Consider the following 23,716-nt stretch of genomic DNA (forward strand, 5'->3'; position numbering starts at 1 on the left):
TTTATTCGACCGGAATCCCCGCGGAGCGCCGCAGGTAATTGGCAAGATTATTTAAATGCTTCATCGCCGTTTTGTCGCTTTCTGCCCGAGCTTTAAACCACGCCGGAGAGAGCCATCGGAAAATGATCTCCTGTGCATTACTCTTCGGCAGTTTGATCAGTGGCAGCGCGGCCTTGCCCGCCTCTAGTGGTAAGCTGGAAACTAGGCGCACGTTGTTCGCCAAGTTGTGGAAGTGCGTCATACCTACCTGGTCCCCAACCTTTTGCGCCGCAAACCATGCCGACGATACGTAGTTGTCGATCAGCGATTGAGCCACCCCCGCCGGGATTGCCGTAAAGTCAGGTATCATGATCGGTTCGGCCAGCTCATTAGCAACGTCGTAGATCAGCTCCTTCAGGGTCTTTCCGCCAGCCCTTAGAGCTTGCTCACAATCGGCTTTGCGAGCAGGGTCCAGTTGCTTATGGCTGACGATGTGCGTCGATGGATTCTTACCCCAGCGTTCACAGCAATAGGCCAGATACCACACAAAACGCTTATACGCTTCCGCAAAGTTGATCGCATGCCCTTTGGGGCTCGTCCCGTAACACAACTCTACCCCGATCGCCGCGTCGTTGGCGTCGTACCCAAATCTGTCGTCGTCGGTTGTCACGTTGTATAGGACGTGCCAGGCCTTTTCCGCCGAATCCGTCCCGGTGCCGGTCGGGATAATCTCAAGGATTTTCTCGTCGTCAATAAAAACGTGCGCGGAAGCCGAGCGATCCGTCAGGTTGTTAAAGTATGTGTAGTGGTTGTCCGCTGTCGCCCCTGGATTCCCGGTATCATGCGCCACGAAAAAAAATGGCACTCCGGTTTTTAACCGGGTGCCTGGTCTCGTGTTCGAGCGTTTGGTTATATACCGGCGCTCGATCGTGTATTTTGCTTTATCCAATTCTATCCTCTCCCTTCTTCTTCCAATCGATCGATCCGTTTATGAGCTTGCTTGGCCGACTCCTCGTTCCGCGTAACCCTCTCGCTCAAAGCATCGATGCGCTGACTCTGCATACGCTGCTCAAACCGGATATCATCTACTCCGGATCGAATATACCCCAAATCATTTTTCAGAGTCGTAATCGTCTCGGCGTCCTGTGCGACGTCCTGCCGCACTGTTCTGGCCCTGCCCGCCCACCCCAGCGCCATACCGCTTAATCCGGCCAGCACGGATATGACAGCGGTTAATAGCGTGACATCCTTCATCCACTGCTCCCCCTTCATCCAAAAGGAATAGCCCCCGGATCAGCTCCGAGGGCATAAAAATAGCCGCCATCTTTACGATGCGGTTTCTTCTGTGATTTCTTCGTATTTTTCAATTAGGTCCTCATAGTCGCAAACGCCAATTTTCCCATTGCTTTCTTTATAAACGAACTGCCCAACCTTAACCATAAGAAGATTCTCCGGACTTTTGATAACTCCGGCTCTAACATTGCCGTCGGTGTCGTAATCGACTGTTACCGGAAGACCTGTAAACTTAATGATCTCCCGAACCGTTGCCTGCTCTCCATCCGCGAACTCCATTGCTTCAGCACAGTCCCTTGACCTAAACATTCTAATCATTGTCAACACCCTTCATATTATTTTACATGTCTACTTGCTGCGCAAAATCGTCCTACTCTGTTACTTGTCCAGTTGATAGTTCATTCAATTGCAATCCATGATACTGCGCGTGAGGCACCGCCAGATACAGGTAAGCAGAACCCCGTACTATTCACAAAAGCTGGCGACATATATTTGACTACTTGTCCGTTACCTGCACCAATGGAGCTGCCAATATTTATCTGGATAAAAAGAATATCAGCATCAACCAAGCCAGCAAAGTTCATCTCAGCTTTGTATATTGTAAAGTAACTAGTGCCTGCTATTGCACCGGGTGTATAGATGAATATTAGAGATGGTGTAAATGTTAATCCAGTAATAGTTAAATCGTACAACCAAGATCCTGCTACGCCTGATGGATTACTTGTGTATCTAGTATATTGTTGCTCCATTGAGCTACATGTTGCATCTCCAGAAGCAAATTTCTTCCCTTGAAAAATTTGTCCGATCTTCGACACAAGTTGTGCCAATGCTTCCGCTCCTGTAGACGTTTGCCCTTTTGCCGATAAGTTAGCGGCCATTGTGTCCTTAATGATCTGCGTCTTTGACTTTAATTGGGCAAAAGTATCCGATACAGCAAGTGGTGAGCCGATAACGGATGCCCAATCCGATTTCCCATTACCGGCAGAGGTAAAAAGCTCGTTTACAGCAGCCACCAGGTTTGTTTTGTTAGCGGTTTGCAAATCCGCCTTATTACCCACATCCGCCGCCGCCGCCTTTTCCGCCAACTGCGCAATTGCATCGTTCGCTTTCGACTCTGCTGTGGTCGCCGTCGTATTTGCAGCATTCGCCGTTGTCTTTGCCACGTTTGCCACGGCATAGGCTGCCTTAACCGCCTTTGGCGTCGCTGCAATGTTCTCGGCGTCGCTATCCGTGGCGCTGGATAGCTGAACAATGCCGGGCTGAGTAAGGGAGGCGGCTGGGACACTGATACCTTCAAGTTGCTGCTGAACCCAGGCTTGCTCTGCCGCCTTCATCTGCAGCTCCGTAATTGCCTCGGATGTACCGTGGAAGAACCAGTCCAGCCAGGCCGCCGGCGGGCGATCGCCTACCTCCCAGCCGGCTTCCTTTTTTGATGCAGGCGGTTCCACGCCAGGTGCCTGCCATTCTGGGACATTCTTTTCAAATGCCATAGTATCCCCTCCTATATTGGTAAAGCATAATCATTTCCGGGTACGTAAACCGTTCCGAGAGTACCCCCGGCGGTCATGTCGATATCACCGAGTCCATCCGGACCCGTTTCAATCTCGGCATACTTCGACGATAGCCGGAACGTCCCGGTCAATTCGATTTGAGCAACCCGCACGCCGGCGGCAACCGTTTTTTGTATGATCTGGCCAAACTGCAGCGGGGACATCCCCACTTCGTTCAGACGTTTGGTTGGAACCTGAATCAACGAAATGGCTGCCGGCTCTGGGTCAGCAGGGTCGTTCCATTTCTCTTGAATCCGGATGTCCGAATAAGCACAATCCAAAGCAATGGCTAAAACCCTGATAATCGTATTGATATCCGTTTTTGAAAGGTTACGGGCGATCTTCGACTTTATCAGAACCCGGTAAATTTCATCTGTGGCCGCGCCCCGGGGCTGTACGACATTTTCCCCGATCCGATCCAGCGTTGTCCCTTGGGCCTCGTCAATACTTCGCCATTCCCTAATGCGCTGAAATGTGTCGTCTAATTGGGAAAGTTGCCCGTATAAAATACCGATCAACTTCCCCAAATTGCTGTTTGGGTTTTTGTTATAGACATCGGCAAAGCGTTTGAGCATATCCTTATGACTAAACATGACTGATGACCTCGATATCCTCAGCACGTGTTTGTGCGACCTGGAAAGGTTGGATGACGACGTTGGACGGAGCAAGGTTCCCCTCTGGGCCGACGGTCAAAGTCAAATCTTCGACCCCGGGCACGCTATATACGGCACTGATCAGGCGCGTGTAAACCACGGCTGCTCCCATGGACAAGCCATTGAAGTAGCTACCGCCATATTCCCCGCCGATATAGAGAATCAGAGCTGAACGAACCTGATCGTCACCGTCTGCAGGATATCTATCATTCCTTTTGATATCGACGGAGACATGGATCGGAACCTCTTCGGACCGACTAAAACTAACCGCGTGGGTTTGTCCGCCCAAGTCAACAACCTCTTTGGTTACATCCCCATACGGTTGTATCCCGCCGGATTTGGTGGAAAAGATAGTCTCCGCAATCACCTGATCATCGCCGCCAAGGATATAAGCTTGGAATGACTTTGGCGGACGACCTGCTTCATCCGGCTCGATGGTGTTGTTCTCGATGACGGCAGCCGCACGAACGCCTTCCAGCCGTAGCAATGCGCCTCGTATAGCGTCAACAGATGCAGCTCCTCCGCCGGCGACTGACTGATCCCATTTTTCCCGGAATTCGGCGTCAGTCTCCTTTTCCCGACCGCCTGTTGTTGGCGCTGGATTTGTGATGCTGAATACGTCCGAATTTGGGTTAACGACTACAACGATGGTGTTGGTCGCTACATTCCCAGAGATTCCAGGTTCCAGCGCCCGAATTATCCCCGTCCCTGAGCCTCCTTCCAACACGATATCCGTTAACGTTTCAAACGCGATCCCCGTTGTCGTAGCCCCTCGGAATCCAGCTGCTACCGTATAACCCGGCGTGCCTGTAATGGTGATGCTCCCCGATGCCCATTGCTCCATAATTCGCGAGGTGCCCACATAAGGCCCCAGGCGGTCCAAGTTGTTTCCTTCTGCCGTTCCAACGTACCCACTGTTGTAAACGTCTTCTGCAGTGCCCCAAAGCAACGAAAGAAACCATGCGAAAATGCGAAGAATGATGCCAAGCGGGGATCTGATCGACGTATTGATTGTCTCGCCGAAGGCCTCTCTTGCCTTATCCTCCATTTCCGCGAACAGGTCGTCAAACCTCCGTCGTTTGAATCCTGTCTTATCCAGCAACGACGTCAACCCCTTCCGACCGAATCAGTTCTCCATCCATGCCCGAAGCGGTGAATCGCACGGTCATTTTTCGGCTCTTTCGGTCAATATCAAATGTAATTTCATCTACGCTCCGGATACGCGGTTCCTGCAGAAGACCTGCACGCAGCTCATCGCGCATTTCGTCCTCGCTGATCTTTTTCCCGAGAAACTTCGAAAACGTAATTCCCGCTGTCGGGTCCAGAAACCATTCCCCTTTGTTTGTCCCGATCGCTAAGCGGCAGCTCTGCATCAGGTCGGCATCGCCGCTAATCATTACGAGTTCACCGTTTTGGAATACCAAATCCCCGGATTCATCAAGTTTAAGAGAAATCACAGTATCACCCCCACAATGACAGCATCATTTCGGCTATGCATCCGCTGGGTATCCGGAGCAGCAACTTTTCCGGAAAGTGAATTCTTGAGCTCTCGATCCGCGCATACCACAAAAACCTTGTCCCCTTTCTTCAGGGTGGGCTGCAGCGTCGTTTCAACTCCGTTAAACATGACCTTGTACCCCAAAACGGGGACAGAATCAATGGGTGCCGGGCTGTCCCCCCCTGTTTTGATAAGAGGCTTCACCGCAGCCAAAAGCGTGCCCGGATCAAACGAAATAACCTCGCAAGGGAAAGCGACATCGATCGCGGCTTGGCTGCTTTCCGTATGAGAACCAATAAGTTTGACTAACGCGCCGGCCGCATCTGAGCTCATAGAATCGCCTCCATTTCAGTTACAAAGTCGCCAGTATTACTAATTGAGTGCATTCCGTTCCGGACATGCAATTGGCCAGAAAAAACGCGGCTCTTGAGATTGATCACCGAAGCAGTTGTGATTCGGTATTGCGCTTGGGACCGCAATTTGTACCCTTTGATCCGGCCATCCTCAAAATACTCTGGGGAGCCAATCAAACCGGTCTCTTCTGATAAGTCAAAAACAGCGTCCCCGCCTCGGCGAAGGTTACGAACGTAAAGCTTTTGTTTGTTGATGTAAGCCGATGTACCACAGTCTTTTGCCACAGCGGTAATGATGTCCGTCACTTTGCCTTTGGCCGTATACCCCTCCTGATATCGGTAATCCTGGTTAAGCTCGAATTGTCCGATCGGAAGACCGATGTAACCGGCCATTTGCTTGATGATCGCGCTGGCCAGTGTACCCTTGGCAAAGGCGATTTCCTTAATTTCTCGCTTGCTCAAGTCCTCACTGTCCAATACATGTATGGTGGTTACCTTGTCCACGCCTTCCCACTTCGTACCAAAGGATGATATGCGTCCGTGTAGGATTGTTCCCACATCTCCCCGGTAGCCCAAGTTCACCATGAGAGTGTCATTCTTCTTGATGTTGTTCAGCGTCGTTTGCGAAAGATTCCAGATACGAATTTCACTTTCGTTAGGAAGAGCATCGTTATCAAACGGCACCTTCCCTTCCATGGTGTACTGATCCATCGTGAATTTTAAATTTCCGGTCATGACCTCGGCAACACGTCCAAAATTTCTATTCATCGGCATCACCTTCAATCACATATAAAAAGACGCTCACCCCGAGCGTCTGCCAGTTAACTACCGTATTTTGATCCGACTCGTCGTATGGGACAATCGGGAGTTTGGGGAAGCGATTATCCTGGACATCGTAGAAAAGCGTCTGTCCGTAGACAATTTTCTCGCCAACGACAAGAACCTCGCCATCACGCTCAAGATCTATCGTAAAAAAGTTATAGTCCGCATTGTAATGGACCTCGAAGGTGAACATTTCGTCGGCAATCGAGATGTCAAAACGATAAGGGATGAGGTCTTTTTCGATATCAATGTACTTCACGCCCAAGGACTCCCTTTCTTGAATTTGACCTTTTGAACGGTCTGCTGCTTCTTGCTGCCTCCCGAACTCGATGTCTTCTTGGATGAGTTATTCTTATCTTTGGTTTGCTTCGTCCCAGAATTGACGATTTTAGCGACCTGGGCCTTAACCGGAGCCGGCAAGGTTTGAACAAATGACGCTTGAGCGATCCGGACCTCCCGAAGGTCCATCGTAAACGAAAACCCGTTAGCAACGGAGGAATCGTGCTTTCCGCTAAACCCAACGATCAGACCGCTAAACAAATTCCGACCGCTGTAAGTAACGATTTCTCCGGCATCCTTCAGCTGATTGATGGAGTCGCGTACTTGCACCGCGTTATCGCCTACGATATATCCTGATAGGGAAATAGTTCGAGCCTTCCGCTGTACATGATCCGTTAGGTCGATCCCTTTTTCAACGGGCTGATCTGTCACTTCTATCGGGAAATCCGGTTCCTCCGACTCCACCATGATATACATGCCGTTTAGTAAGGCCATAACTATGCCCCCTCTAATCCAGCGCGACGAAGCGCACTCATGATGATTTCATACAGTTCATTGTTTACGGCTTCCCGTAAATTTTGCACCACTGCAGGCGTTGCATTGCCTTGGACTGAGATTGGGACTGTGATTTCAACATTCACCATATTCCCTCCGCCGGCACGTGCAGGCGGTAACGCTGGGGAAGTGGACTGAACCGCCGCCTCAGCACCTCCGGCCAAGTTCTCCGATGCCCCTTCTACGCGGCTTTGCGTTCCGGCGATCCCTTGCGCCAGCCCTTCACCGGTGTAGAAGCCAAGTTCCATCATAACCCGAGATGGGGAGTGGATACCGAGAATGCCCTTCACTTTGTCCGTAATGCTATTCCCGATGTCTTTGACCTTATCCACTACTGCATTCGCCATGCTCCCTATCCCGTTTATCAGGCCTTCAATGATGTTTTTTCCGATGGTAAAGAGGTTGATCCCCTGCAGGAATGAAGTGACTCGGTTCCAAACTCCGGTGATTTTACTCCAGATATTTGACCCGGCCGAAGATACGCTATTAACGATCCTAGCCCAAATTCCAACGAAAAAGGAAAGGATGCCGTTAAACACGTTTCTCGTAAAGGTTTGAATTTGATCCCAATACTTGACGATGAGCGCCACAATCCATCCGATCGGTCCGGAAAGCACGATCAGAAATACAGGCCCCCACGTCCTTACAAATTGCAGCCCGGCGTTAAATGCATTTTTGATCCATGTCCAAGTTCGGTTCCAGATGTTGGCCAACCACGGTCCGATGGTGCCCCAATTTTTGATAATTAGAATAATCCCTGCTATGGCCAACCCAATTGCTACCGCGATGCCTATGACCGGAAGCCATGGAGCAACGGCCGCCCAGCCTGCCCTTGCCGCAGCCCATTGAGCCTGGACAAAAGCCTTGATAACTGGGATTAGTTTTATACCGATAACAACCGCAAAACCGGCAAGTGCAGGTCCAATAACATCAATATTGTTGATAAGAAAATCGAGCCCCGAATTCACAGCCCCTATACCTGCAGCAAGTCCATTTACAAGTGCCCCGCTAAACTTCTGAATTTCAGGCCCAGCAATAGTTAACCATTGCGAGAATTGGTTCAGATAAGGCATGAGCTCTTGTCCGATCGGGATTAATAGATTTGTTTCTAGTTGCCTGCCGATCCGTGCCGCCGCTTCCCCAGGAGTGCTAAATTTGGTTTGATTCAGCTCCTCCATTTTGTTTTGGGTCATATCAAATTGATTTTGGACATTTCCCATGGCAAAGATCACGTTCTTTTCGAGGTCTTCAAACTGCGTACCGAACAGGTTAACGGCCACGGTATTCTGCTGTACGGGATCCTCAATGTCACTTATCATTTGGACGATCTGAGTAAAAGACTTTTTTGCCTCCGGCCCACCTCGGGCAAAAGTTTGCATCATCTTATCTGAATTAAGCCCGAGCATTTCAAATGCTTGGACGGTTGTCTGGCTGCCGTCTTTAGCCCGGATATTAAATTCCTTGACCGCATCCCCTACTTTATCGAGGTTGAACGCGCCATTTTGGGCCCCAATCGCCAATGTGTCGAACATCTGGTTTGCATCGAACCCGAGGGATTTGAATTGATTGGCATACTCATTGATAGAGTCCAGCATTTCGCCGGAGAAATCTAACCCTTTCTGTTTCCCCTGAGCTATAAGCGAGAACGCCTGATCCGAAGTAACTCCGAACTGCTTCATCAATGTATTTGCCGTCTTTACGGATTCTGGTACTTCAAAGCCCATAGAGTCACGAAGTAAAAGAGCATTTCGAGTGGTTTTCTCCAGCGCCTTACCTTGTTCGTTGGTAACTTGAGCCGTCGCCGCAATCGCACTCCCCAGGTCGTTCCAGTTCTCACCGAAATTCTGATTGTATAGGTCTTCCGCAATGGACCTGGTTTGTTCCATTTGGGCGGCTGTCATGCCGGTAGCCGTCTGGATCGATGACATGGAGTTGTTGAAGTCCGTCGCCGCATTGACTGCAGCGAAGCCTATTCCAGCCATGGCAGTTCCAATGATGCCTGCCGCAATACCGACTTTTTCCCAACTCTTTTTTAGGGATTCCGTCTGTTTCTCAGCTTTTTTCAAAGCAGAATCGGCCACCTTGAATCCGACGGCGAACATGAGATTTCCGATAATTCCGTTCCCGGCCATCTTCTCACCTCCCCTAATAAAGAAAGTGAGCACCCCTAAAAGGGTACTCACTTCTTATTTTTATCCATTTCCCGCTTTTGCTGCTTGATATGGATGTCCAACGCGGCGTTTGCCTCGGCAATATCATCGTCATCCATCAGGAACAAGTCCTGGTAGGTGATGTTCATATCCGAAAGCAATAAGCGCCACTGTGACCAATTCGCATTAGCCCTCCGATTGGCTTCCTGCTTGCTGATCGCCATCGCTCTCATCCTCGTCTTGCCCAGCAATAAAGCTATAGGCAGCATTAATGACCTCGTTGTACTCTTTGTAGTCCTCGAAGTCATCGATTTTGAGCTTTGGTTGGACGATGACATGTTTCAAAATCTCTTCGGCCATGCGTTCTTCCAAAACGACGCCGAATTTATTTTTGCTCGCGTCGTTGATTTTGGAAACGGCCCGGACGCCCGGGTGCTGGAAAGTATATTTCTTACCGGATTCCGAGGTATATTCCTTTTGTTTAAACAGTGCCATAATGGTTTTCGTCTCCTTTTGATTACTCGACGACATGGTCGAGGCATTGGATTTCATATTCGCGGTCTTCTGCTTCATTCCCGTAGGTTCTGGTTGCCGGCTTTTTCACAAATGCCTGAGTAACCGTGATCGACTCTTTGGGATCGCCGGTATAGATGACGGAAACAGGGACCAGCTGCCCCGTTCTTCCGAGCTTGTCCAAATAAGCGCACTGTGGACTACTCGGAAGCAAAGTCAGGGTCAAAGTTGCCAGCGGGTTGTTCACTTTGGTCGTAATGACATCCCCTTGACTTCCGACTTTGGCCGTTTGGCCATCCTCGTCTTTTTCGAACTCCGCCATGTCTTCCGAAAATCCGGTCAGATAGACACCGCCAACCGTGACCGTAAGGTTGGCCGGATCATAGGTTTTAGCTTCTGGCATAATGTTTTTTCCTCCCTTACAGCTTAATCACGCCGCTGATCTTCGATTTATGAATTGCTCCGGACAGCTCAAATTCGAACGCCCCGCCGTTATAAATCCGCTTCTCCCGGTCCAGCGGATCGACTTGGGAACGCGGCTTGAAGGTCGTACTATAAATCGGCAAATCATCGTCATCGTGAGCGATCATGCCGTTAAGATCCGCCTGACGAAGCACCGTCTTGACCTCGCCCTCGATTTGCGCGATGCCGGTATTGTCGTAGCGTACCTTAGGAGAACGGTTGAATAGCTTTTGAACCGCATTTTCAATGCTCATGATGAGATAGTCTTTGGATTGAATGATATCGATGTATTCGCCACTTACCGTTTTCCCTTCGCTTGTGACATCATCGCCCGCCTTGGTTACGTACGTAATCGCGCCGAGGTCGTGGATCTCTTCAAGTTCTTCCTGTGTCAAATCCAGAGGCTCAATTCCGGCCAACGTCTTGAATTTCCAAGTCAAAGAGCCGGCATCCGCCGAGCCAACCTTACCAATCACTGCTGCATCGGGATAGTTGGCAATGTTCGTATGGTAAAAGGCAACCGTACGTTCATACTTCTTGGCGAAAATCGTGGATAGATCATCTTTGGACGGGGTGGCGACGACGAAGAGCCTGGAATCATCGATTTCAACGGCGTCACCAATCATCGTAATATCATCAACGGTCCGTGCCGTGGATACGAGATAATACCAGTCCTTCGTGAATACTTTGCTCAAGAAATCACTTAGGCCGCCCGTTGTGTACTGCATGACGGCGATGGTTTCTGGAGCATCCTCGCCTTGGCCGAACATGGCGTAAGCAGCCTTATAAATTTCAGTTTGGCTCGGAAAATCTGCCAAGACTTCCTGCAAATCGTTGTATACCTTGAATTCGGTTGCTGACGCTGCAGCACCGATAATTAAAGGACGGCCAAGCCCGGTTTTGGGCGTTGGCCGCTGGATGTCGATGACGACAGTTACGTCCTTATCAACTGCCAATTTCCTCAGCTCCTTTTCAAATTCACTTTTTCAATCCATTCCAGCGGTTGATCCGTCGTATCCGTCGTGCGAAAATCAATGTCAAATCCCATCCGGCGCTCCCACTCATCGTCGATTTGCACGTCCCGGTTTTCAACGGAGCCTATACTTGCGACCACTACGTCCAGCTCCTGCAGCAGATCCCGCCCGATCGTTTTGATCCAATCACGGGCGCGCAGCGCGTTCGTCACGCTCACCCCATGGTTATCCGCAAACGACAGAAAGGAGACAGTAAAAGGCACCGTCTCACGCTGGATCAGCCGATCATTCTCTTGGTAGAAAACAGGAAAGCCGGCACTATCGTCGAAACCGCTAAAACTGTAGGTCATGAATGATCCGCCCGGGATTTTACCGCCAGCGTTCAGATTGATGACCCTAACCTCCAAGGCACTCGCCATGCTCTCCGTAAAAACGGCCCTGATATCGTCATACGGAATCATCGGGGACCTCCCCTTCCTTTGGGGTGGCGGACTTCAGCTTCAAAATATACTTGTGGATGTCACTATAAGCCCGCTCGTCATCTTCATCATCGACCGTGTACTGCTCACCTTGATACTCGATGACGTCGCCATTTTGATGGGTGGCCGAGGTAAATAGCGCTTTATCCTTGCTGGTGTACCTCCCGCCTTCGGATTGCTGTAACTTTGCATCGAGCGGTTGAAAATGACCGTAGCAAACCGTTCTGGAAGGCTCTGGCGGTTTCCATTCACCGAGACGGTCATAATCCCCGTTATCAGAGCGAATCAAAAAATAAGGAACGTTATGTTTTCGCAAGATACCTGCAAAGAAAAATCGCATTTATCTCCGCCCCCTTCGTTTGACAACCGTGTACGTGATCGCATCCCGCAGCTTTTCTTGATCCTGCAGGATTCTTCTATTGGTTTTTCGCCGGGCGTAGATCGGCGACAAAGGCGGTTGCTTGATCCGGTCGAAGTTGCGAAGAACCTTGTCCAGACCAACTTTGCCGATCGATTTGTAAAGCCCCCGCGCCGTCAGATTTCCTAAAACGATATCCTTTACTCCGGCGCGAACGGTTTTGGCGATGGCGGCTTGGGACTTTTTCTTTCCTGACCCGATGAAGGAACGGGATGGAATGCCGGCTTTGATGGAACCAAACTCATGAATGCCGGCGATCATCCCAACTTCGGCGTCACCCTCAACCCCAATATGCACCTCGCTTTGGACAAGTTCCTGTAATTTATCGAGGATTCCAGGTAGATAGGTGACTTCCGTGACCTCAATGTTTGCCCGGCGATAACTGCGGCGCTTGGCTTTTGCCATACAATCACCTCAAAGGATACGAATATGGGGCGCAATCAACGCTTCCACGGCCGCTGGAAGCGGCAGGGACGGATTCAGTGCCTCATAGGTAACAGAGATATCACCTACTCGCTCCGACAGTACGCCAGGGTTCCGGAGTAAATGTTGAGCCATCAGGATACAGGCATATTGTAACGTTTCCGGAAGATTGGCCTTCATTTCTTCCTTTTCGTCCTCCGGCAGGATATATCCGGCCTCGTACGAAACGGTAACAGCCCGTTCACCCTGCGGCCAACCCTGGCGATTGAACAAAATACCCGGGGAGTCCTCCACGATCTCGACGGTGCCCGGGATGTAATTGCCGTTGCGATCGTGAACAACCAAAACAGCACGCACGGGATATTGCCGTACGTGCTGATATGGCCCCTTCAAGGTATTGATGGTCTCCGTGTAGGTTTGCTGCTTAAATATTCGCCGGCAGCGTTCCTCTATGGCGGCCGATGCAGCAACCAGTAGAGGAAGGAGTTGCTCATCTGGGATCGTCCCCCCGGTCATCGATTTCGCTTTCTCAGGCGTTGTCAGCATGGGCTACCTGCTCCCCTGCTTTCGGCTTTCCTCGTTTCGAAGGTTTGTGTTCCTCCGAATTTTCAGGGCCTCCAGCTGGTGGTTCATCTTTCTGTTTACCCGAATCCTGGTCGCCGGAGGACGCCTCATGATCAGGTTTTTCCGGATCATCGTCCTCGCCGTCCGCCTCCTGGGCCTCGGCTACATCTTCCAGGTATCCCCGGCTTACCAGCATCAAGGCCCGGTCTTCGTCCGCTACCGGAAAAATGGAACCAACGATATAGCGTTTCCCCGTTTCTTTGTCGCGAAACGGCTTTTTGACCGTATACATTTTTGATTCGTCACTCATTTCAATACCTCCCTGCCGTTATTCGGCCAGATTAGATAGTGTCCGAGATATCCAGTTGCCCGAACACGGCGGCAGCTTCATCCCAGGATTTTACGTCACAGCGCGTAATGGCCCGCAAATCCGTCGTATCCCGCAAAAAGGCATTCCCGCCCTCTTTCGTCGATGCCAGCTCATAAAACTTGCGGCAGAAGCAAGCGATAAGCTGTTTCAGGTTGCCAACCACCATCGGAGCCAAGCCATTCACGTTATCGCTCGGCAAAATGCGGTTCGATGCAACGAGAATAGGCCGGCCCTTGAAGACTTTTCGGCCAGGTTGGGTCAAATCGTCCGTCAAGAGCGGACGACCTGTGCTATCGGTTTGCTCATCCATCCAGTCATAACCGTCCTGGTTAGTCAGGATGCTTGCGTTTTGACTGATCGCCGGGTCCAGCCCTACATTCAATGCCTTTTTCACATCTTTGAAGCTGTCCCATTGGACCTTTTGCATCGCATTCAAGCGGTTGATGATCAGCATATTTCGGGTAAACACGGCTTTATTCCCGATCCAGCCCGACAAATAGTCGATCAGGTTTTGGTCGGTATCTCCCAAAAGCTCATTCGTCAGCGGCAAAATCCCGCCATATTTTTTGACGCTGTACGATACCGGGATGAAATTTGGTTCTTTCATATCCCCAAACAAGCCGTATTCCTCGATCGCATCAAATGGCGTGATGTCTTGCACCGACTCCAGCACTCGCGTGCCGCTCAAGGCGGTAACGTACTGCATGTTGACGTACATCGAAAGGTCCATGATTTCCCGCTCGACCTTATTGATGGACGTTTGAATATCTTTCGGAACGATCAGCGATGCGTCCCCCGATGGAGTAGAAGGATTTACGCCACCCTCACCCAAAACGGCACGTTTGGCATATTCCAGAGCGACGCTGCGCTGTTCGGTGCTGACAGGTTGACGCCGCAAGGCCATGAGAAAGATGGAACGGTACTCGCTTTCGAGCTCGATCATATCGCGCGGCTGATTCGAATCGATCGGCGTTCCATTGCTATCCCTAAGCTCGTCCCCCTCCAGCTCGCGCTGCAGGTCCACTTTCTTTTGCAGCTCGCGTACATCCTTCATGCGTTTTTCAGCTTCATCTACCTTATCCTCAATCATGAGGGAGCGGACTTCCTTCTTCCCCGCCTCCAACTGGTCAAGCAAGGCTCTCAATTCTTTGGTCATGTCATACCTCCAAGGTTTAATTATTTTGGACAACAAAAAAACTCGATCACATTAAATCGAGTTCAAGCAGAAGTTTTCTCTTGCGATATTCGCTTTCTGCACGCTGCTCCTGGCTCTTGAATTCCTCCAGGCTTCTGACGTTGACTTCGTTCGCAGGGTAAGCCGCAAACGGTGTCGGTGAAATTTCAGGTAACGTCGCCTTCATAACCGTTCTTTTGTAAATCGTTTCGCCATTGGCTTCGATTTTCGACCATTTATCCCCGCCTGGCAGAACATTAAAACCAAAAGAGACTCCGTCCACATCGCCGCGATCAATACTTTCATAGGCATCATTGCCCCAGCTGCTATTCGGTAGATCCAATTCAAATCGTAATTCGGTTTCAGAATCGAACAGACGGAGCGTTCCGGGTTTGGTGTTTCCTAAGATTTGATCGGTTCTATGGCACCAAAGGGATAAGGTTGGATTTTCCCGAAGGTATTCCGAAAATGCCCCCGGTGAAATGACCTCCACAAATTTATCCCCGTACCAATCCTGCATGACTTGGGATTCGGAATCATACTTAATCGATCCCACAATCGTCCGTTTCCCAGCTCCACCTTCTTCGGCCGCTCGGACTTCAATCTTCGTTGCTAGTATCCGTTTCTCCGGCTCCGTCATCTTCGGTGTCTTCTTCTCCAGTTCCATCACCCCCTTTTGTACTGCATGCCGGCCATTTCAAGCGGTATGAAGTTCCCGTTCGCATAGAGCCGGTCACCTCCCGGCAAGGCCGGCATGTCTTCTCGCCTTCTGGCTTCATTCGGCGCAAGAAAACCGCCTTGAATCGCCGTTCGGTATGCCTCATACCTCGTTTTCAAGTCCGTCCGAAGGATGCTGTCCACGTTGAACTTGGTGTAAATCCCCACCGCGATCTCACGATCCAAGAAGAGCTTGAAGGTCAATTCCTGTTCATAGCCAACCAGGATCGCTTGAGTTGTCTCCGAATAAAACGACAGCTGCATTTGTTCGACGTTATTAAAGGTTCCCTGGCTCAAATCATTAAGCTGGTGCATCTTCACCCCGAACAAGTTGGCAATCTGCCGAATGGATAGCTGATTGATTTCCAGGAACTGCGCATCGGCCATGCTCAATGACATTGGAATGTAGGTATAGCCGATCGGCAGGAGGGATATACGATGACTATTCTTCAACCCGCTTGACATGGATTCAAAGTTGTCTCGGAATACCTTCTTGGCAGGCTCGTCCATAGTTCCTGTGTATTGAATTAAGCCTTTGGTTTGGAGCCCTTGCTTAAAGAAATTATTGACGAAGCTAGCAGCTGCTCCCGCATTTTCTACAGTCAAGCGAAGGTAATCCAACGGACGGATACCAATCAGGCCGTCCAACGTTATGCTGCCTTTGAAATGCAGCATTTCATGAACAGGGATTTTTCGCTTTTGCCCGCCAATATCCACCTCATACCACAGCTTCGTTTCGCTATTGATAATGTTGGCATCGTCCACGATGACCTTGACCTTGTTGGCATCAATCGGCCATAAGGCAACGACTCTACCCGTTCTCGGATCAAATTCAATATTTGCGTAGGCGTTGCCAAAGCTCCGCTGTGCCTCCATACACTTCCAAAAATCGGACGCCGACATGTAAGGGTTCGGACGGAGCTTTAAAAGAGAGTAAAGATAATGGTTCACGGCCTTGCCTACTCCGTTCTCATCCTCCTGGTAAATCTTTAGCGGTAGCTTTGAGATGGCGTCGGACAGTACCCGCACGCAGGCAAAAACCGTATCGATTTTGAGGGCATTCCATCCGTTGGTATTGATCGTGCCCGGGGGTACGTCCAAGCCAAGGAATTCAAGAAGCCTTCGGTCATGCAGGCCAATTTCTTCGACGCTTCTTTGCTCGGTCCGCCCGAAGTTCAGAATTCTTCGGACAAAGCCTTGTCTTTTCAAATGCTCACCTCCCTTCATCCCCATAGTTTGGTTAAGAAATCGTCCGTGGCAAATTCGGACACATTGATCACCTTTTCGGCCAGCGCCAAAGTGATCTTATGGCTATCGATAACGGCGTCGATCGGGTCGATTCGTCTGGTTTTGGCATTCGGATCCTTGTCGATCTTGAGTTCGCCGAAGCTGTTGCTGACCGTTTTGGCATTCACCATGGACCAGGTAAGCAGCTTGTTTTTGCGGTCATAAATCACGTTTCCGGCTTCCACTTCCAGCCTGAAGTCTACCGTCGCATCATTTAGGCTGCGGGCACTTTGCGTGATCTCCACGCAATCTACGCCAAACTCTTCTAGGTCCGACAAAAAGGCATCTGCGTTATGAGGGTCATAAGCAATGCCTTTAAGGTTCAGGTCGTATTCTTCAATTAAGTCTTTGTAATAGCTGATGATGTATTTATAGTCCGTCTTCACACCGCCCAAGGTTTCGGTTATGGTGATCAAGTCGTCTTGGATCCACATGTCATAAGGTGCGTTGTCCGATTTCACATGCTCGTCTACTCTGCCTGCTGGCATGAAACTGTGTGAATGGATGTAATATTTCCGGTGCTGGCCGTCGTCGATCGGGAATTCCAAGCAGCCGGAAGTCAAGTCTCCACCGGAAGAAAGGTCGAGCCCAAGATAACATTCCCGGCCGCGCATCTCCTCTAACGTCATGTCCGACTCGCATTTCTTCCAATGCTCCATGTTCATGTACTGGTTATCAGCAAATTGAACCCAAATGTTCAGGCCCTTCGTCATGAAATCCCGAAGGTCTGCGCCGCGTTTCTTCTTCGCTTTGACAGCATCGGTCCGTAAGCTCGTAAGGGTTTCCTCGGTCCAAAGCGGATTCGCCTTTGGCCAGTTCGTTTCGTCCCAAATATCATCGCCTTTATCCAGTTCACAGATGAACACGAAATGGGTTTCATCTTCATGCAGCCCGGCCAGGATCATCTTCCCGTATTCGTATTCTTCGTAGCACGGGAGATTCAGGTCAAAACCCGCCGTCGTGATGATCGAGGTCAGGCATTGTTTTAACTTTCGCTGCCCGCCCGTCAGCAGCTTGTACATTTGGTTCGTCTTATGCTTATGGTACTCATCGACGGATGCAAAGTAAGGACGGAAACCGTCGATGGTTTCCGTGTCTCGACCGATCGCCTTGATTTCCCCGTGAGTAAGATTACAAAGAATGGTGCTCTTGTACTCCTTGGAAGTAAAGAGCCCTTCTTCATATTTGCTTCCGCCAAGTTCAGGATCGGCGTTGATAAACTTGAGGCATTCCTTCAATACAATGCGAGCCTGATCCTCTTTTGTCGCAGCACAGTAAATTTGCGGGTAATTATATCCGTCAAAATTTCCGTAGTACAGAGCCGGCACGGCGTTCCCGAGCGATTTCCCATTTTGACGGGCCACTTGCACATAGGAAGTTCGGAAGCGCCGGTACCCGTCAAGCGTTAACCATCCGTTCCAGCTCCCAAAAATGAAATCCTGGAAGCCCCATAACCGAAGCGGTTCGGGTTCTTCTCCTTCCGCAAGCGTCAAAGTTTCCGCGAAATCGATGATATCATGGGCCTTATTAGGATCGAAAATGAACGGGAACTCCTTAGTTCCTTGCCGATCCAAGTCCCTCAAGTGTCGTTCGCAAGCCTGCCGTTGCGTTTGGCCGGCGATAATTTGGCCAGAGACGACCTCTTTGGCGTACGCCGTAACCCGGTCCAATTCGGAAACCGTGTTGTAAGGATAAATTTGTTTATCCACTCCGGTTAGCTCCGAATTTTGCAAATTTACTTTGCGGCTTGTCGTCCTTCTTCGGCTTCGGTACATTTTTCACTTTGGATGACGGATTAAGGAATAAGCGATCCTGCATTTTCAGCAGCATGTCCATTTTTTTATTGATCGCCGTCTCAATCTTGAGCGCGCCTTCGAGAGAAGCGAGCTGGGAAAGATACCGCATAGCTTTAAGCTCTGTTTTTACTTCCAACTCCAATTCAATGGCTTGTTCTTTACCCGCAAAATATTCCTCAAAGATATCGGCATCAATTTCAATGTCCTTGATCCGCTGATACTGTCCTAAAAGATACTCATATTCCGAATACGATTTGCAATACATAGCAAGCAGCCCTACGTCGGAACTAGTAAGCAGTTCAGCTCCTTGCTTCGCCGCTTCCTTATATTCCTTCAGGGCCTGTTTCCAGTGAGCCAGTGCTATTACATCAGATTTCACAAAGGCAGGAGGCCTAAGTTTATCTAAATCCGCTTTCCCCAGCTTAATCTCTGCTTCCTTTCGTTGCTGCAGTTGCTCTCTGGTAAGTCGATTTGGATTACCTTCCGCGATATGCAGACCAACCGGTTTTGCAGGTCTTCCCATGATGTTACCTCCCTTCCGAAAATCATAAAAAATCCATAAAACGAGTTTTTGCGCGAATTAAGGGGGACGCGGTCAATTGGTGGTTCGAAAAAAAGGATTTTACCCACCCCCCGGGGGTAACGATCATCGAAAAATAATGGGTGAACAGGTTAACGCCTGCCGTTACCAAAACCGCCGTCCTCTCGGGCCGTCTTTTCAGAGTGACATGACGCGCAGAGCGGCTGCCAATTTGAACGGTCCCAGAACAATTCCTTGTTCCCCTTATGAGGTACGATGTGATCGACAACAGTTGCCGCACTAAGCTTCCCGGCGTCGAGACAAGTTTTGCAGACAGGATTCTTGGCCAAGAAGTCAGCCCTTTCAGCTCTCCAATTATGATCATATCCGCGCTGCGCTGAGGTGCCTCGTTGCCGGTCGGCATCTGCTTTTGCATTGGCATGAACCGAACAATAAGGCCCGTCTGTGATGGTCTTGCAGCCTGGGAATCTGCAGAATTTTTTGAGAGCCACACGTTTCAACCACCCATGTATAAATATTCATTGTCCTTTTCGAGAAATACAGCACAAAAAGCCCCTTTAAAAACAAGGGGTTTTCACGCATGTATTATCTTATATTAGGCTGTGATTTTCCTTCAAAACTGCATATTTTGCATAAATCACCAGTTATGCATATCTTATTAGAGAGCATAACTCAGCGTAATCCTTATAACCCTACTCCCACAAGGCTTTTCTCCCCTTTTGGGATTTGAGTTCCACACTCGTCAAATGAAGGGATTACAACCCAAAACGATTCATCGCGGCGTCCATCATATCCTGGTCCATGCCGATGTATCTCATAGTGATACTCTTGTCTGAGTGGTTCAGCAAGTTTTGGACAAGGGTAATGTCCTTGGTTCTTTGATACATGTGATAGCCGAATGTTTTACGAAGCGTATGAGTTCCAATATCAACGAGTCCGAATTCGTTCGCAGCATTCTTCATGATCTTATAAGCCATGTCCCGTTTAATCGGCTTATTTTTACCGCCTTGCCGAGATGGGAATAGTACGTCATCCGGCTTCATGTCGGCCGTGTACCGTTTGATCTCCCGTTTAAGGATCGGCGTTATCTTCATGATCTTGCGCTTGCCCGTTTTCATTTCAGTCATGACAAGATGCTCACCCATCACATCTTTCACTTTCAGTTTCAAAATGTCTTGGATGCGTAGGCCGGTATTAAGTCCAAACACAAACAGCATATAGTTTCGATATGACTGCTGCATCAGGTAATCCTTAATTGCTTCAATTGTCTCCTGATCGCGAATCGGCTGAACAAAATTCATTAATCACCACCTCATTTCAAATTCCCAAGCGCTTTCGGGTTTTAGATATTCTACACAAAAAGCTACTCCTCAGCGGAGTAGCTTTTTGGTTATTAATTACATGTCTTGCAATAATCCACTAATTTTTATAACCTCGTAAAGTTTTGCCCTATGCCCTGAGAGAATATTAATAGTGTTTATCTCACTTACTATCTCTTCATTCAATAAACCTGGTGCAATAAACTCGACTTGAACAGTCTCGCTAGTTACAGATATATTAACTACCTCTATTTCACTATTAGTTATGAAATAGAAATCCCGAGCAAAATAACTAACAATTTTATCATAATCTATGAAATCCGGGTCGAGTAATTTCAAGATAGCGGTATACCCATATTGGTAACTCTTATTTAAACTCGGTCGCTTCTTCATCTTAAAATTAGTAGTAATATAATGTTTCATCGCATTAACGCTCTGATTTTCAATTTGATCTTCTTTGTGTATTACATTTAGTAATTCCTTGGTAGTTTTTACATTCTGTATAGCCTTATCAATTTCGGCGTTATCGAGCGATGCGTCTGGTACTTTCAAATATTTTTTCGCAAACTTTAAAAATTGCTCAGTGTTGTATAAATAAAATAGTTTACCTCCAGTTTCTCTCTTAAATTCATTAATGAGTTCAGGTTGGGGACCTTTCTTCTTCCCATTCAATGTAAGGACCCAATCCTCTTTATTATCATCAGTAACCAATATAATAGACTTTGTAGATTCCTCTTTAGCTTTATCTAATATTTGTAGCCAGTATATTAAGTCGCCATACATATCTTGATATATCAAACCGTTATTTACGGTTTTCTTGTTTTCTTTTCCCTTTATATCCTTGTACCCCGGAGGAATCTTATTTTCATATCGCGAGGAACCATCTCTATAAATTTCATTTAATCTTTCCTGGGAATATTCATGACCAATTTTTTCATCAAATAAATCGGTAATATTATCTTTAATCCGGCTCAAATCCGGATGACTCTTTTTTTGCATTTCTAGCTCTTTCCCGATGTCCTCTCTTACGTTTTCTAAATACTTCTTTATTTTTTTGACATCTATATTCGAGTGCCTTAAGTTATTTAGTTCATTTTCTAATGAGGTAACGGCATTTTTAACCTTATCTGTAATATTTCTATAAGCATCTTCTTGGTCGTATATCTCATTTAACATATGTTTATGATATTCTAATGCTATTTGGTGAGGAAGCCACATTCTGGATTTAATTAGCTCCATCACTTTAAACAAAAGGTCTCTCGTTTTTTTATCGTATCTGTATAAATTTAGGAGTGTATTAGTATCAAAAACAAATGTACATTCATCCCACAGCTTATTAAATTCCTCTTCTGACGGTGTGTAGAACCCTGAGAATATTGATTTCATATTTCTACCTCCAAAAAGTCGAGCATCCACAACAACATTTCGACAAACAAAGAGGGAATCCTCTTTTAAGAAAGACTAAACACCCAGATGCTTCGCGATAATCATTAACACGACTGTTCAACTAATCACCTTGCTTATAATGAAATGAGAAGGGCCGCCCCGTAAGGAGCGGCTATAGATAGGTTATGAATACCAATTTTAAGGCCTCTACAGGAATTGAACCTGTACACATCACCAATTAGGCCATAAATAAAATTATTTTGAGTCGCTTTTCAGAGTGAGGAATCTGAACCCCCGATTTACTTACGGGTACCGCGCCTACTTCCCCTGGTTACTTCACCTATTAGGCTTTTCACACGACTTATGAAGATGTCAAGGTTCAGATATTTCCAAGGATTTCTCCCTGAGATCACTGTACCTTGACCCTTCACTCAGAATTGACGCTGATCTCCCGCAATTTACACGCGTTTTCATGAATTAAATAGCTTTAGACTATTCGCGACTGAAATGATTCCCTCACTAATTTTACGATCAACTGTACTTGGGTGCATCAAGCCGAAATGTAAAATCACTACCTTGTGACGTTCTCCCTTTATATATCTAAGTTCAATAATCTTTCTGACTTCAGGATCCAAGATAAGCCGAACCGCTCTTTCTATATCCTGAGTTATCTTTTCAAACTTCCTCAGCGTTTCTTGTTGTTTATGATCCAGTTCCATATCTCTCATCTCAGTAACCAATGCCCTACAGCGTCTATATCGCATCAATAGAGATTTGGCATGCTTGATCTCTTGGATAGAAGCGCTTGGAAACAACTCCTCCTGATCCCACTTTTCAGCCATCCCCATTCCCCTCATTCCCCTTTGCTGGTATAATGGAATAAGGAGAACGTTTGTTTGAATCCACCGCGTGACGGCCAAATCGCTGCGGTGGATTCTATTTTTATTGAGCTTTTTTCACTTGTTCTTTGATCACCCGAAGCACCGTATCCGCCGGTACGCGGTATCGGCGCTGGTACCAATATGCGAATCGTTCGTCAGACAACTCGGAAAAAATTCTACGCAAATCCAATATGCTTGTCCTAATCTCAGACTGAGTTGATTTTCTTCCCGTGGTTTCCACCCTCCCTAATGAATCACATTTTCGGAATCACCACTCTGTAGAGAGTGCTATAAATGGAGTACCATTCCAATAACGTTTAATTAGTTCCTGTACACTTACGAGTTTTTCTCCTGATTCACAATCGTAAACCTCGCGATCCATTGGCACGACTTCCATTTCATCGACACTATACAATTCATCTTCTGCAAGCCCTGTGTTTTCCTTGTACCACGCTAGTGCTTCCTCTAGGGAGTAAGCTGCCACAGCATCGCATTCACAAATTTGGAATACTCGTACATCTCGTATTCCTTTTACTTCTGCGATTTTCAATTCTTCCATCGTTTATCTCCCCTTCGATACATTTTCGAAATGCGCAATACCACTCATCTGATCAAATATGATATACTATTACTACTAATTATTTCTTTTTCCAGTCTCCGCTCCCGGAGTCCGTCTTGGCCTTGGTCCATAGTGATATCCCAGCGAAAATCATTGAAAAGGGAGTGGTTGTTATGAAAGAAATGTTTACGAGTCTCAAAGGTATCCTGATAGTTCTTCAAGTCATCACATTGTTCGTCAACATTGCAATCTTTAGTAACTCCATCGCTGGGGTGCCTGGAAAAGGAAGTAATTCACTGCTGCGTTAAATGTGTCAATTAGCCATCAGAACAACGTCAACTGCTCCACTCGCTCCGACACCCGCAACACCGCGAACCGATCCCAATTCGCCGCTGGCCATGCCTTAGCTCCACCAGGAGAACGGAAATAAACAACCTCAAGCCCGCTTGGTAAAATCAATCGTTCAACAAATCGTGCAGGACCGGATGAAATTTCGGTAAGATCATGCGTCCATTCCCCATCAGGCGCATTACCGATACTGTTTAGTAGCGATATGCAGTCATCATGATTTAACTGCCGCACTTCCACGCTCCCCCCTTCCCCTTCCATGGTCCCGATATTCAACTGCTCCGCTCTGAAGCCGCATGACGAACAACGATATAAATCTGGCTTGGCCTCCTCCATGTCTCCACCACATTCCAAGCAAATTAGAATCATCCGG

32 protein-coding genes are annotated in these 23,716 nt (G+C 48.1%); all 32 read right to left on the reverse strand.

Annotated features, from left to right (window positions below):
• Window position 1: 1 nt before the first annotated feature.
• Window positions 2-928, reverse strand: a complete 927-nt coding sequence (locus ACQ4N8_RS12115; RefSeq protein WP_430704617.1) for a peptidoglycan recognition protein family protein — start codon at window positions 926-928, stop codon at window positions 2-4.
• A gap of 2 nt (window positions 929-930) precedes the next feature.
• Window positions 931-1,233: a hypothetical protein gene (locus ACQ4N8_RS12120; RefSeq protein ID WP_430704618.1), complete on the reverse strand. Its 303-nt coding sequence runs from the start codon at window positions 1,231-1,233 to the stop codon at window positions 931-933.
• Between the two features lie 72 nt (window positions 1,234-1,305).
• Entirely contained in the window at window positions 1,306-1,590 is a 285-nt protein-coding gene (locus ACQ4N8_RS12125; protein ID WP_430704619.1) for a hypothetical protein, read from the reverse strand.
• 80 nt (window positions 1,591-1,670) lie between these two features.
• Window positions 1,671-2,762: a phage tail protein gene (locus ACQ4N8_RS12130; RefSeq protein ID WP_430704620.1), complete on the reverse strand. Its 1,092-nt coding sequence runs from the start codon at window positions 2,760-2,762 to the stop codon at window positions 1,671-1,673.
• A gap of 11 nt (window positions 2,763-2,773) precedes the next feature.
• A complete protein-coding gene (locus ACQ4N8_RS12135) occupies window positions 2,774-3,415 on the reverse strand; it encodes a hypothetical protein (protein ID WP_430704621.1) in 642 nt (213 codons plus the stop codon).
• A complete protein-coding gene (locus ACQ4N8_RS12140; RefSeq protein ID WP_430704622.1) occupies window positions 3,408-4,577 on the reverse strand; it encodes a baseplate J/gp47 family protein in 1,170 nt (389 codons plus the stop codon). The genes ACQ4N8_RS12135 and ACQ4N8_RS12140 overlap by 8 nt, the downstream gene beginning before the upstream one ends.
• Window positions 4,567-4,932 carry a DUF2634 domain-containing protein gene (locus ACQ4N8_RS12145; RefSeq protein WP_430704623.1) on the reverse strand — a complete coding sequence of 122 codons (366 nt, stop codon included), beginning with the start codon at window positions 4,930-4,932 and terminating at the stop codon, window positions 4,567-4,569. The genes ACQ4N8_RS12140 and ACQ4N8_RS12145 overlap by 11 nt, the downstream gene beginning before the upstream one ends.
• Entirely contained in the window at window positions 4,929-5,306 is a 378-nt protein-coding gene (locus ACQ4N8_RS12150; protein ID WP_430704624.1) for a Gp138 family membrane-puncturing spike protein, read from the reverse strand. The genes ACQ4N8_RS12145 and ACQ4N8_RS12150 overlap by 4 nt, the downstream gene beginning before the upstream one ends.
• Window positions 5,303-6,094, reverse strand: a complete 792-nt coding sequence (locus ACQ4N8_RS12155; protein ID WP_430704625.1) for a phage protein — start codon at window positions 6,092-6,094, stop codon at window positions 5,303-5,305. The genes ACQ4N8_RS12150 and ACQ4N8_RS12155 overlap by 4 nt, the downstream gene beginning before the upstream one ends.
• On the reverse strand, window positions 6,087-6,407 hold the full coding sequence (locus ACQ4N8_RS12160) for a phage baseplate plug family protein (protein WP_430704626.1): 321 nt from the start codon (window positions 6,405-6,407) through the stop codon (window positions 6,087-6,089). Before ACQ4N8_RS12160 ends, ACQ4N8_RS12155 begins: the two co-directional genes overlap by 8 nt.
• Entirely contained in the window at window positions 6,404-6,922 is a 519-nt protein-coding gene (locus ACQ4N8_RS12165) for a phage baseplate protein (RefSeq protein ID WP_430704627.1), read from the reverse strand. Before ACQ4N8_RS12165 ends, ACQ4N8_RS12160 begins: the two co-directional genes overlap by 4 nt.
• Before the next feature lie 2 nt (window positions 6,923-6,924).
• The gene (locus ACQ4N8_RS12170) at window positions 6,925-9,114 is read right to left on the reverse strand and encodes a phage tail tape measure protein (protein WP_430704628.1); all 2,190 of its coding nucleotides are present in this window, start codon (window positions 9,112-9,114) and stop codon (window positions 6,925-6,927) included.
• Between the two features lie 47 nt (window positions 9,115-9,161).
• Window positions 9,162-9,356 carry a hypothetical protein gene (locus ACQ4N8_RS12175; protein ID WP_430704629.1) on the reverse strand — a complete coding sequence of 65 codons (195 nt, stop codon included), beginning with the start codon at window positions 9,354-9,356 and terminating at the stop codon, window positions 9,162-9,164.
• On the reverse strand, window positions 9,319-9,684 hold the full coding sequence (locus tag ACQ4N8_RS12180; protein ID WP_430704630.1) for a hypothetical protein: 366 nt from the start codon (window positions 9,682-9,684) through the stop codon (window positions 9,319-9,321). The genes ACQ4N8_RS12175 and ACQ4N8_RS12180 overlap by 38 nt, the downstream gene beginning before the upstream one ends.
• Window positions 9,650-10,048, reverse strand: coding sequence for a phage structural protein (locus ACQ4N8_RS12185; protein WP_430704631.1), 399 nt, complete (start codon window positions 10,046-10,048; stop codon window positions 9,650-9,652). The genes ACQ4N8_RS12180 and ACQ4N8_RS12185 overlap by 35 nt, the downstream gene beginning before the upstream one ends.
• A gap of 16 nt (window positions 10,049-10,064) precedes the next feature.
• Entirely contained in the window at window positions 10,065-11,063 is a 999-nt protein-coding gene (locus ACQ4N8_RS12190) for a DUF3383 family protein (RefSeq protein WP_430704632.1), read from the reverse strand.
• A 5-nt stretch (window positions 11,064-11,068) separates the two neighbouring features.
• On the reverse strand, window positions 11,069-11,542 hold the full coding sequence (locus ACQ4N8_RS12195) for a phage neck terminator protein (protein ID WP_430704633.1): 474 nt from the start codon (window positions 11,540-11,542) through the stop codon (window positions 11,069-11,071).
• On the reverse strand, window positions 11,529-11,900 hold the full coding sequence (locus ACQ4N8_RS12200) for a hypothetical protein (protein WP_430704635.1): 372 nt from the start codon (window positions 11,898-11,900) through the stop codon (window positions 11,529-11,531). The genes ACQ4N8_RS12195 and ACQ4N8_RS12200 overlap by 14 nt, the downstream gene beginning before the upstream one ends.
• Complete coding sequence (locus tag ACQ4N8_RS12205; RefSeq protein WP_430704637.1) at window positions 11,901-12,383, reverse strand: hypothetical protein; 483 nt, start codon at window positions 12,381-12,383, stop codon at window positions 11,901-11,903. It lies immediately after the preceding gene.
• A 9-nt stretch (window positions 12,384-12,392) separates the two neighbouring features.
• Window positions 12,393-12,947, reverse strand: a complete 555-nt coding sequence (locus tag ACQ4N8_RS12210) for a hypothetical protein (RefSeq protein WP_430704638.1) — start codon at window positions 12,945-12,947, stop codon at window positions 12,393-12,395.
• The gene (locus ACQ4N8_RS12215) at window positions 12,931-13,275 is read right to left on the reverse strand and encodes a hypothetical protein (protein WP_430704639.1); all 345 of its coding nucleotides are present in this window, start codon (window positions 13,273-13,275) and stop codon (window positions 12,931-12,933) included. Before ACQ4N8_RS12215 ends, ACQ4N8_RS12210 begins: the two co-directional genes overlap by 17 nt.
• 31 nt (window positions 13,276-13,306) lie before the next feature.
• Entirely contained in the window at window positions 13,307-14,491 is a 1,185-nt protein-coding gene (locus tag ACQ4N8_RS12220) for a phage major capsid protein (protein ID WP_430704640.1), read from the reverse strand.
• 46 nt (window positions 14,492-14,537) lie between these two features.
• The gene (locus ACQ4N8_RS12225; RefSeq protein WP_430704641.1) at window positions 14,538-15,176 is read right to left on the reverse strand and encodes an HK97 family phage prohead protease; all 639 of its coding nucleotides are present in this window, start codon (window positions 15,174-15,176) and stop codon (window positions 14,538-14,540) included.
• Entirely contained in the window at window positions 15,176-16,435 is a 1,260-nt protein-coding gene (locus tag ACQ4N8_RS12230; RefSeq protein WP_430704642.1) for a phage portal protein, read from the reverse strand. Before ACQ4N8_RS12230 ends, ACQ4N8_RS12225 begins: the two co-directional genes overlap by 1 nt.
• A 14-nt stretch (window positions 16,436-16,449) precedes the next feature.
• Window positions 16,450-18,183, reverse strand: coding sequence for a terminase large subunit (locus ACQ4N8_RS12235; RefSeq protein WP_430704686.1), 1,734 nt, complete (start codon window positions 18,181-18,183; stop codon window positions 16,450-16,452).
• Between the two features lie 31 nt (window positions 18,184-18,214).
• Window positions 18,215-18,832: a P27 family phage terminase small subunit gene (locus ACQ4N8_RS12240; protein ID WP_430704643.1), complete on the reverse strand. Its 618-nt coding sequence runs from the start codon at window positions 18,830-18,832 to the stop codon at window positions 18,215-18,217.
• A gap of 149 nt (window positions 18,833-18,981) precedes the next feature.
• Window positions 18,982-19,341, reverse strand: coding sequence for an HNH endonuclease signature motif containing protein (locus tag ACQ4N8_RS12245; protein WP_430704644.1), 360 nt, complete (start codon window positions 19,339-19,341; stop codon window positions 18,982-18,984).
• Between the two features lie 264 nt (window positions 19,342-19,605).
• Entirely contained in the window at window positions 19,606-20,151 is a 546-nt protein-coding gene (locus ACQ4N8_RS12250; RefSeq protein WP_430704645.1) for a site-specific integrase, read from the reverse strand.
• Between the two features lie 96 nt (window positions 20,152-20,247).
• On the reverse strand, window positions 20,248-21,555 hold the full coding sequence (locus tag ACQ4N8_RS12255) for a PIN-like domain-containing protein (RefSeq protein ID WP_430704646.1): 1,308 nt from the start codon (window positions 21,553-21,555) through the stop codon (window positions 20,248-20,250).
• A 470-nt stretch (window positions 21,556-22,025) separates the two neighbouring features.
• Window positions 22,026-22,397, reverse strand: coding sequence for a hypothetical protein (locus ACQ4N8_RS12260; RefSeq protein WP_430704647.1), 372 nt, complete (start codon window positions 22,395-22,397; stop codon window positions 22,026-22,028).
• A gap of 307 nt (window positions 22,398-22,704) precedes the next feature.
• A complete protein-coding gene (locus ACQ4N8_RS12265) occupies window positions 22,705-22,995 on the reverse strand; it encodes a hypothetical protein (RefSeq protein ID WP_430704648.1) in 291 nt (96 codons plus the stop codon).
• 324 nt (window positions 22,996-23,319) lie between these two features.
• On the reverse strand, window positions 23,320-23,679 hold the full coding sequence (locus ACQ4N8_RS12270; RefSeq protein ID WP_430704649.1) for a hypothetical protein: 360 nt from the start codon (window positions 23,677-23,679) through the stop codon (window positions 23,320-23,322).
• Window positions 23,680-23,716 lie beyond the last annotated feature (37 nt).

It is taken from the genome of Paenibacillus macerans (assembly GCF_050565405.1).
In the GTDB taxonomy this organism is placed as follows: Bacteria; Bacillota; Bacilli; order Paenibacillales; family Paenibacillaceae; genus Fontibacillus; species Fontibacillus macerans_B.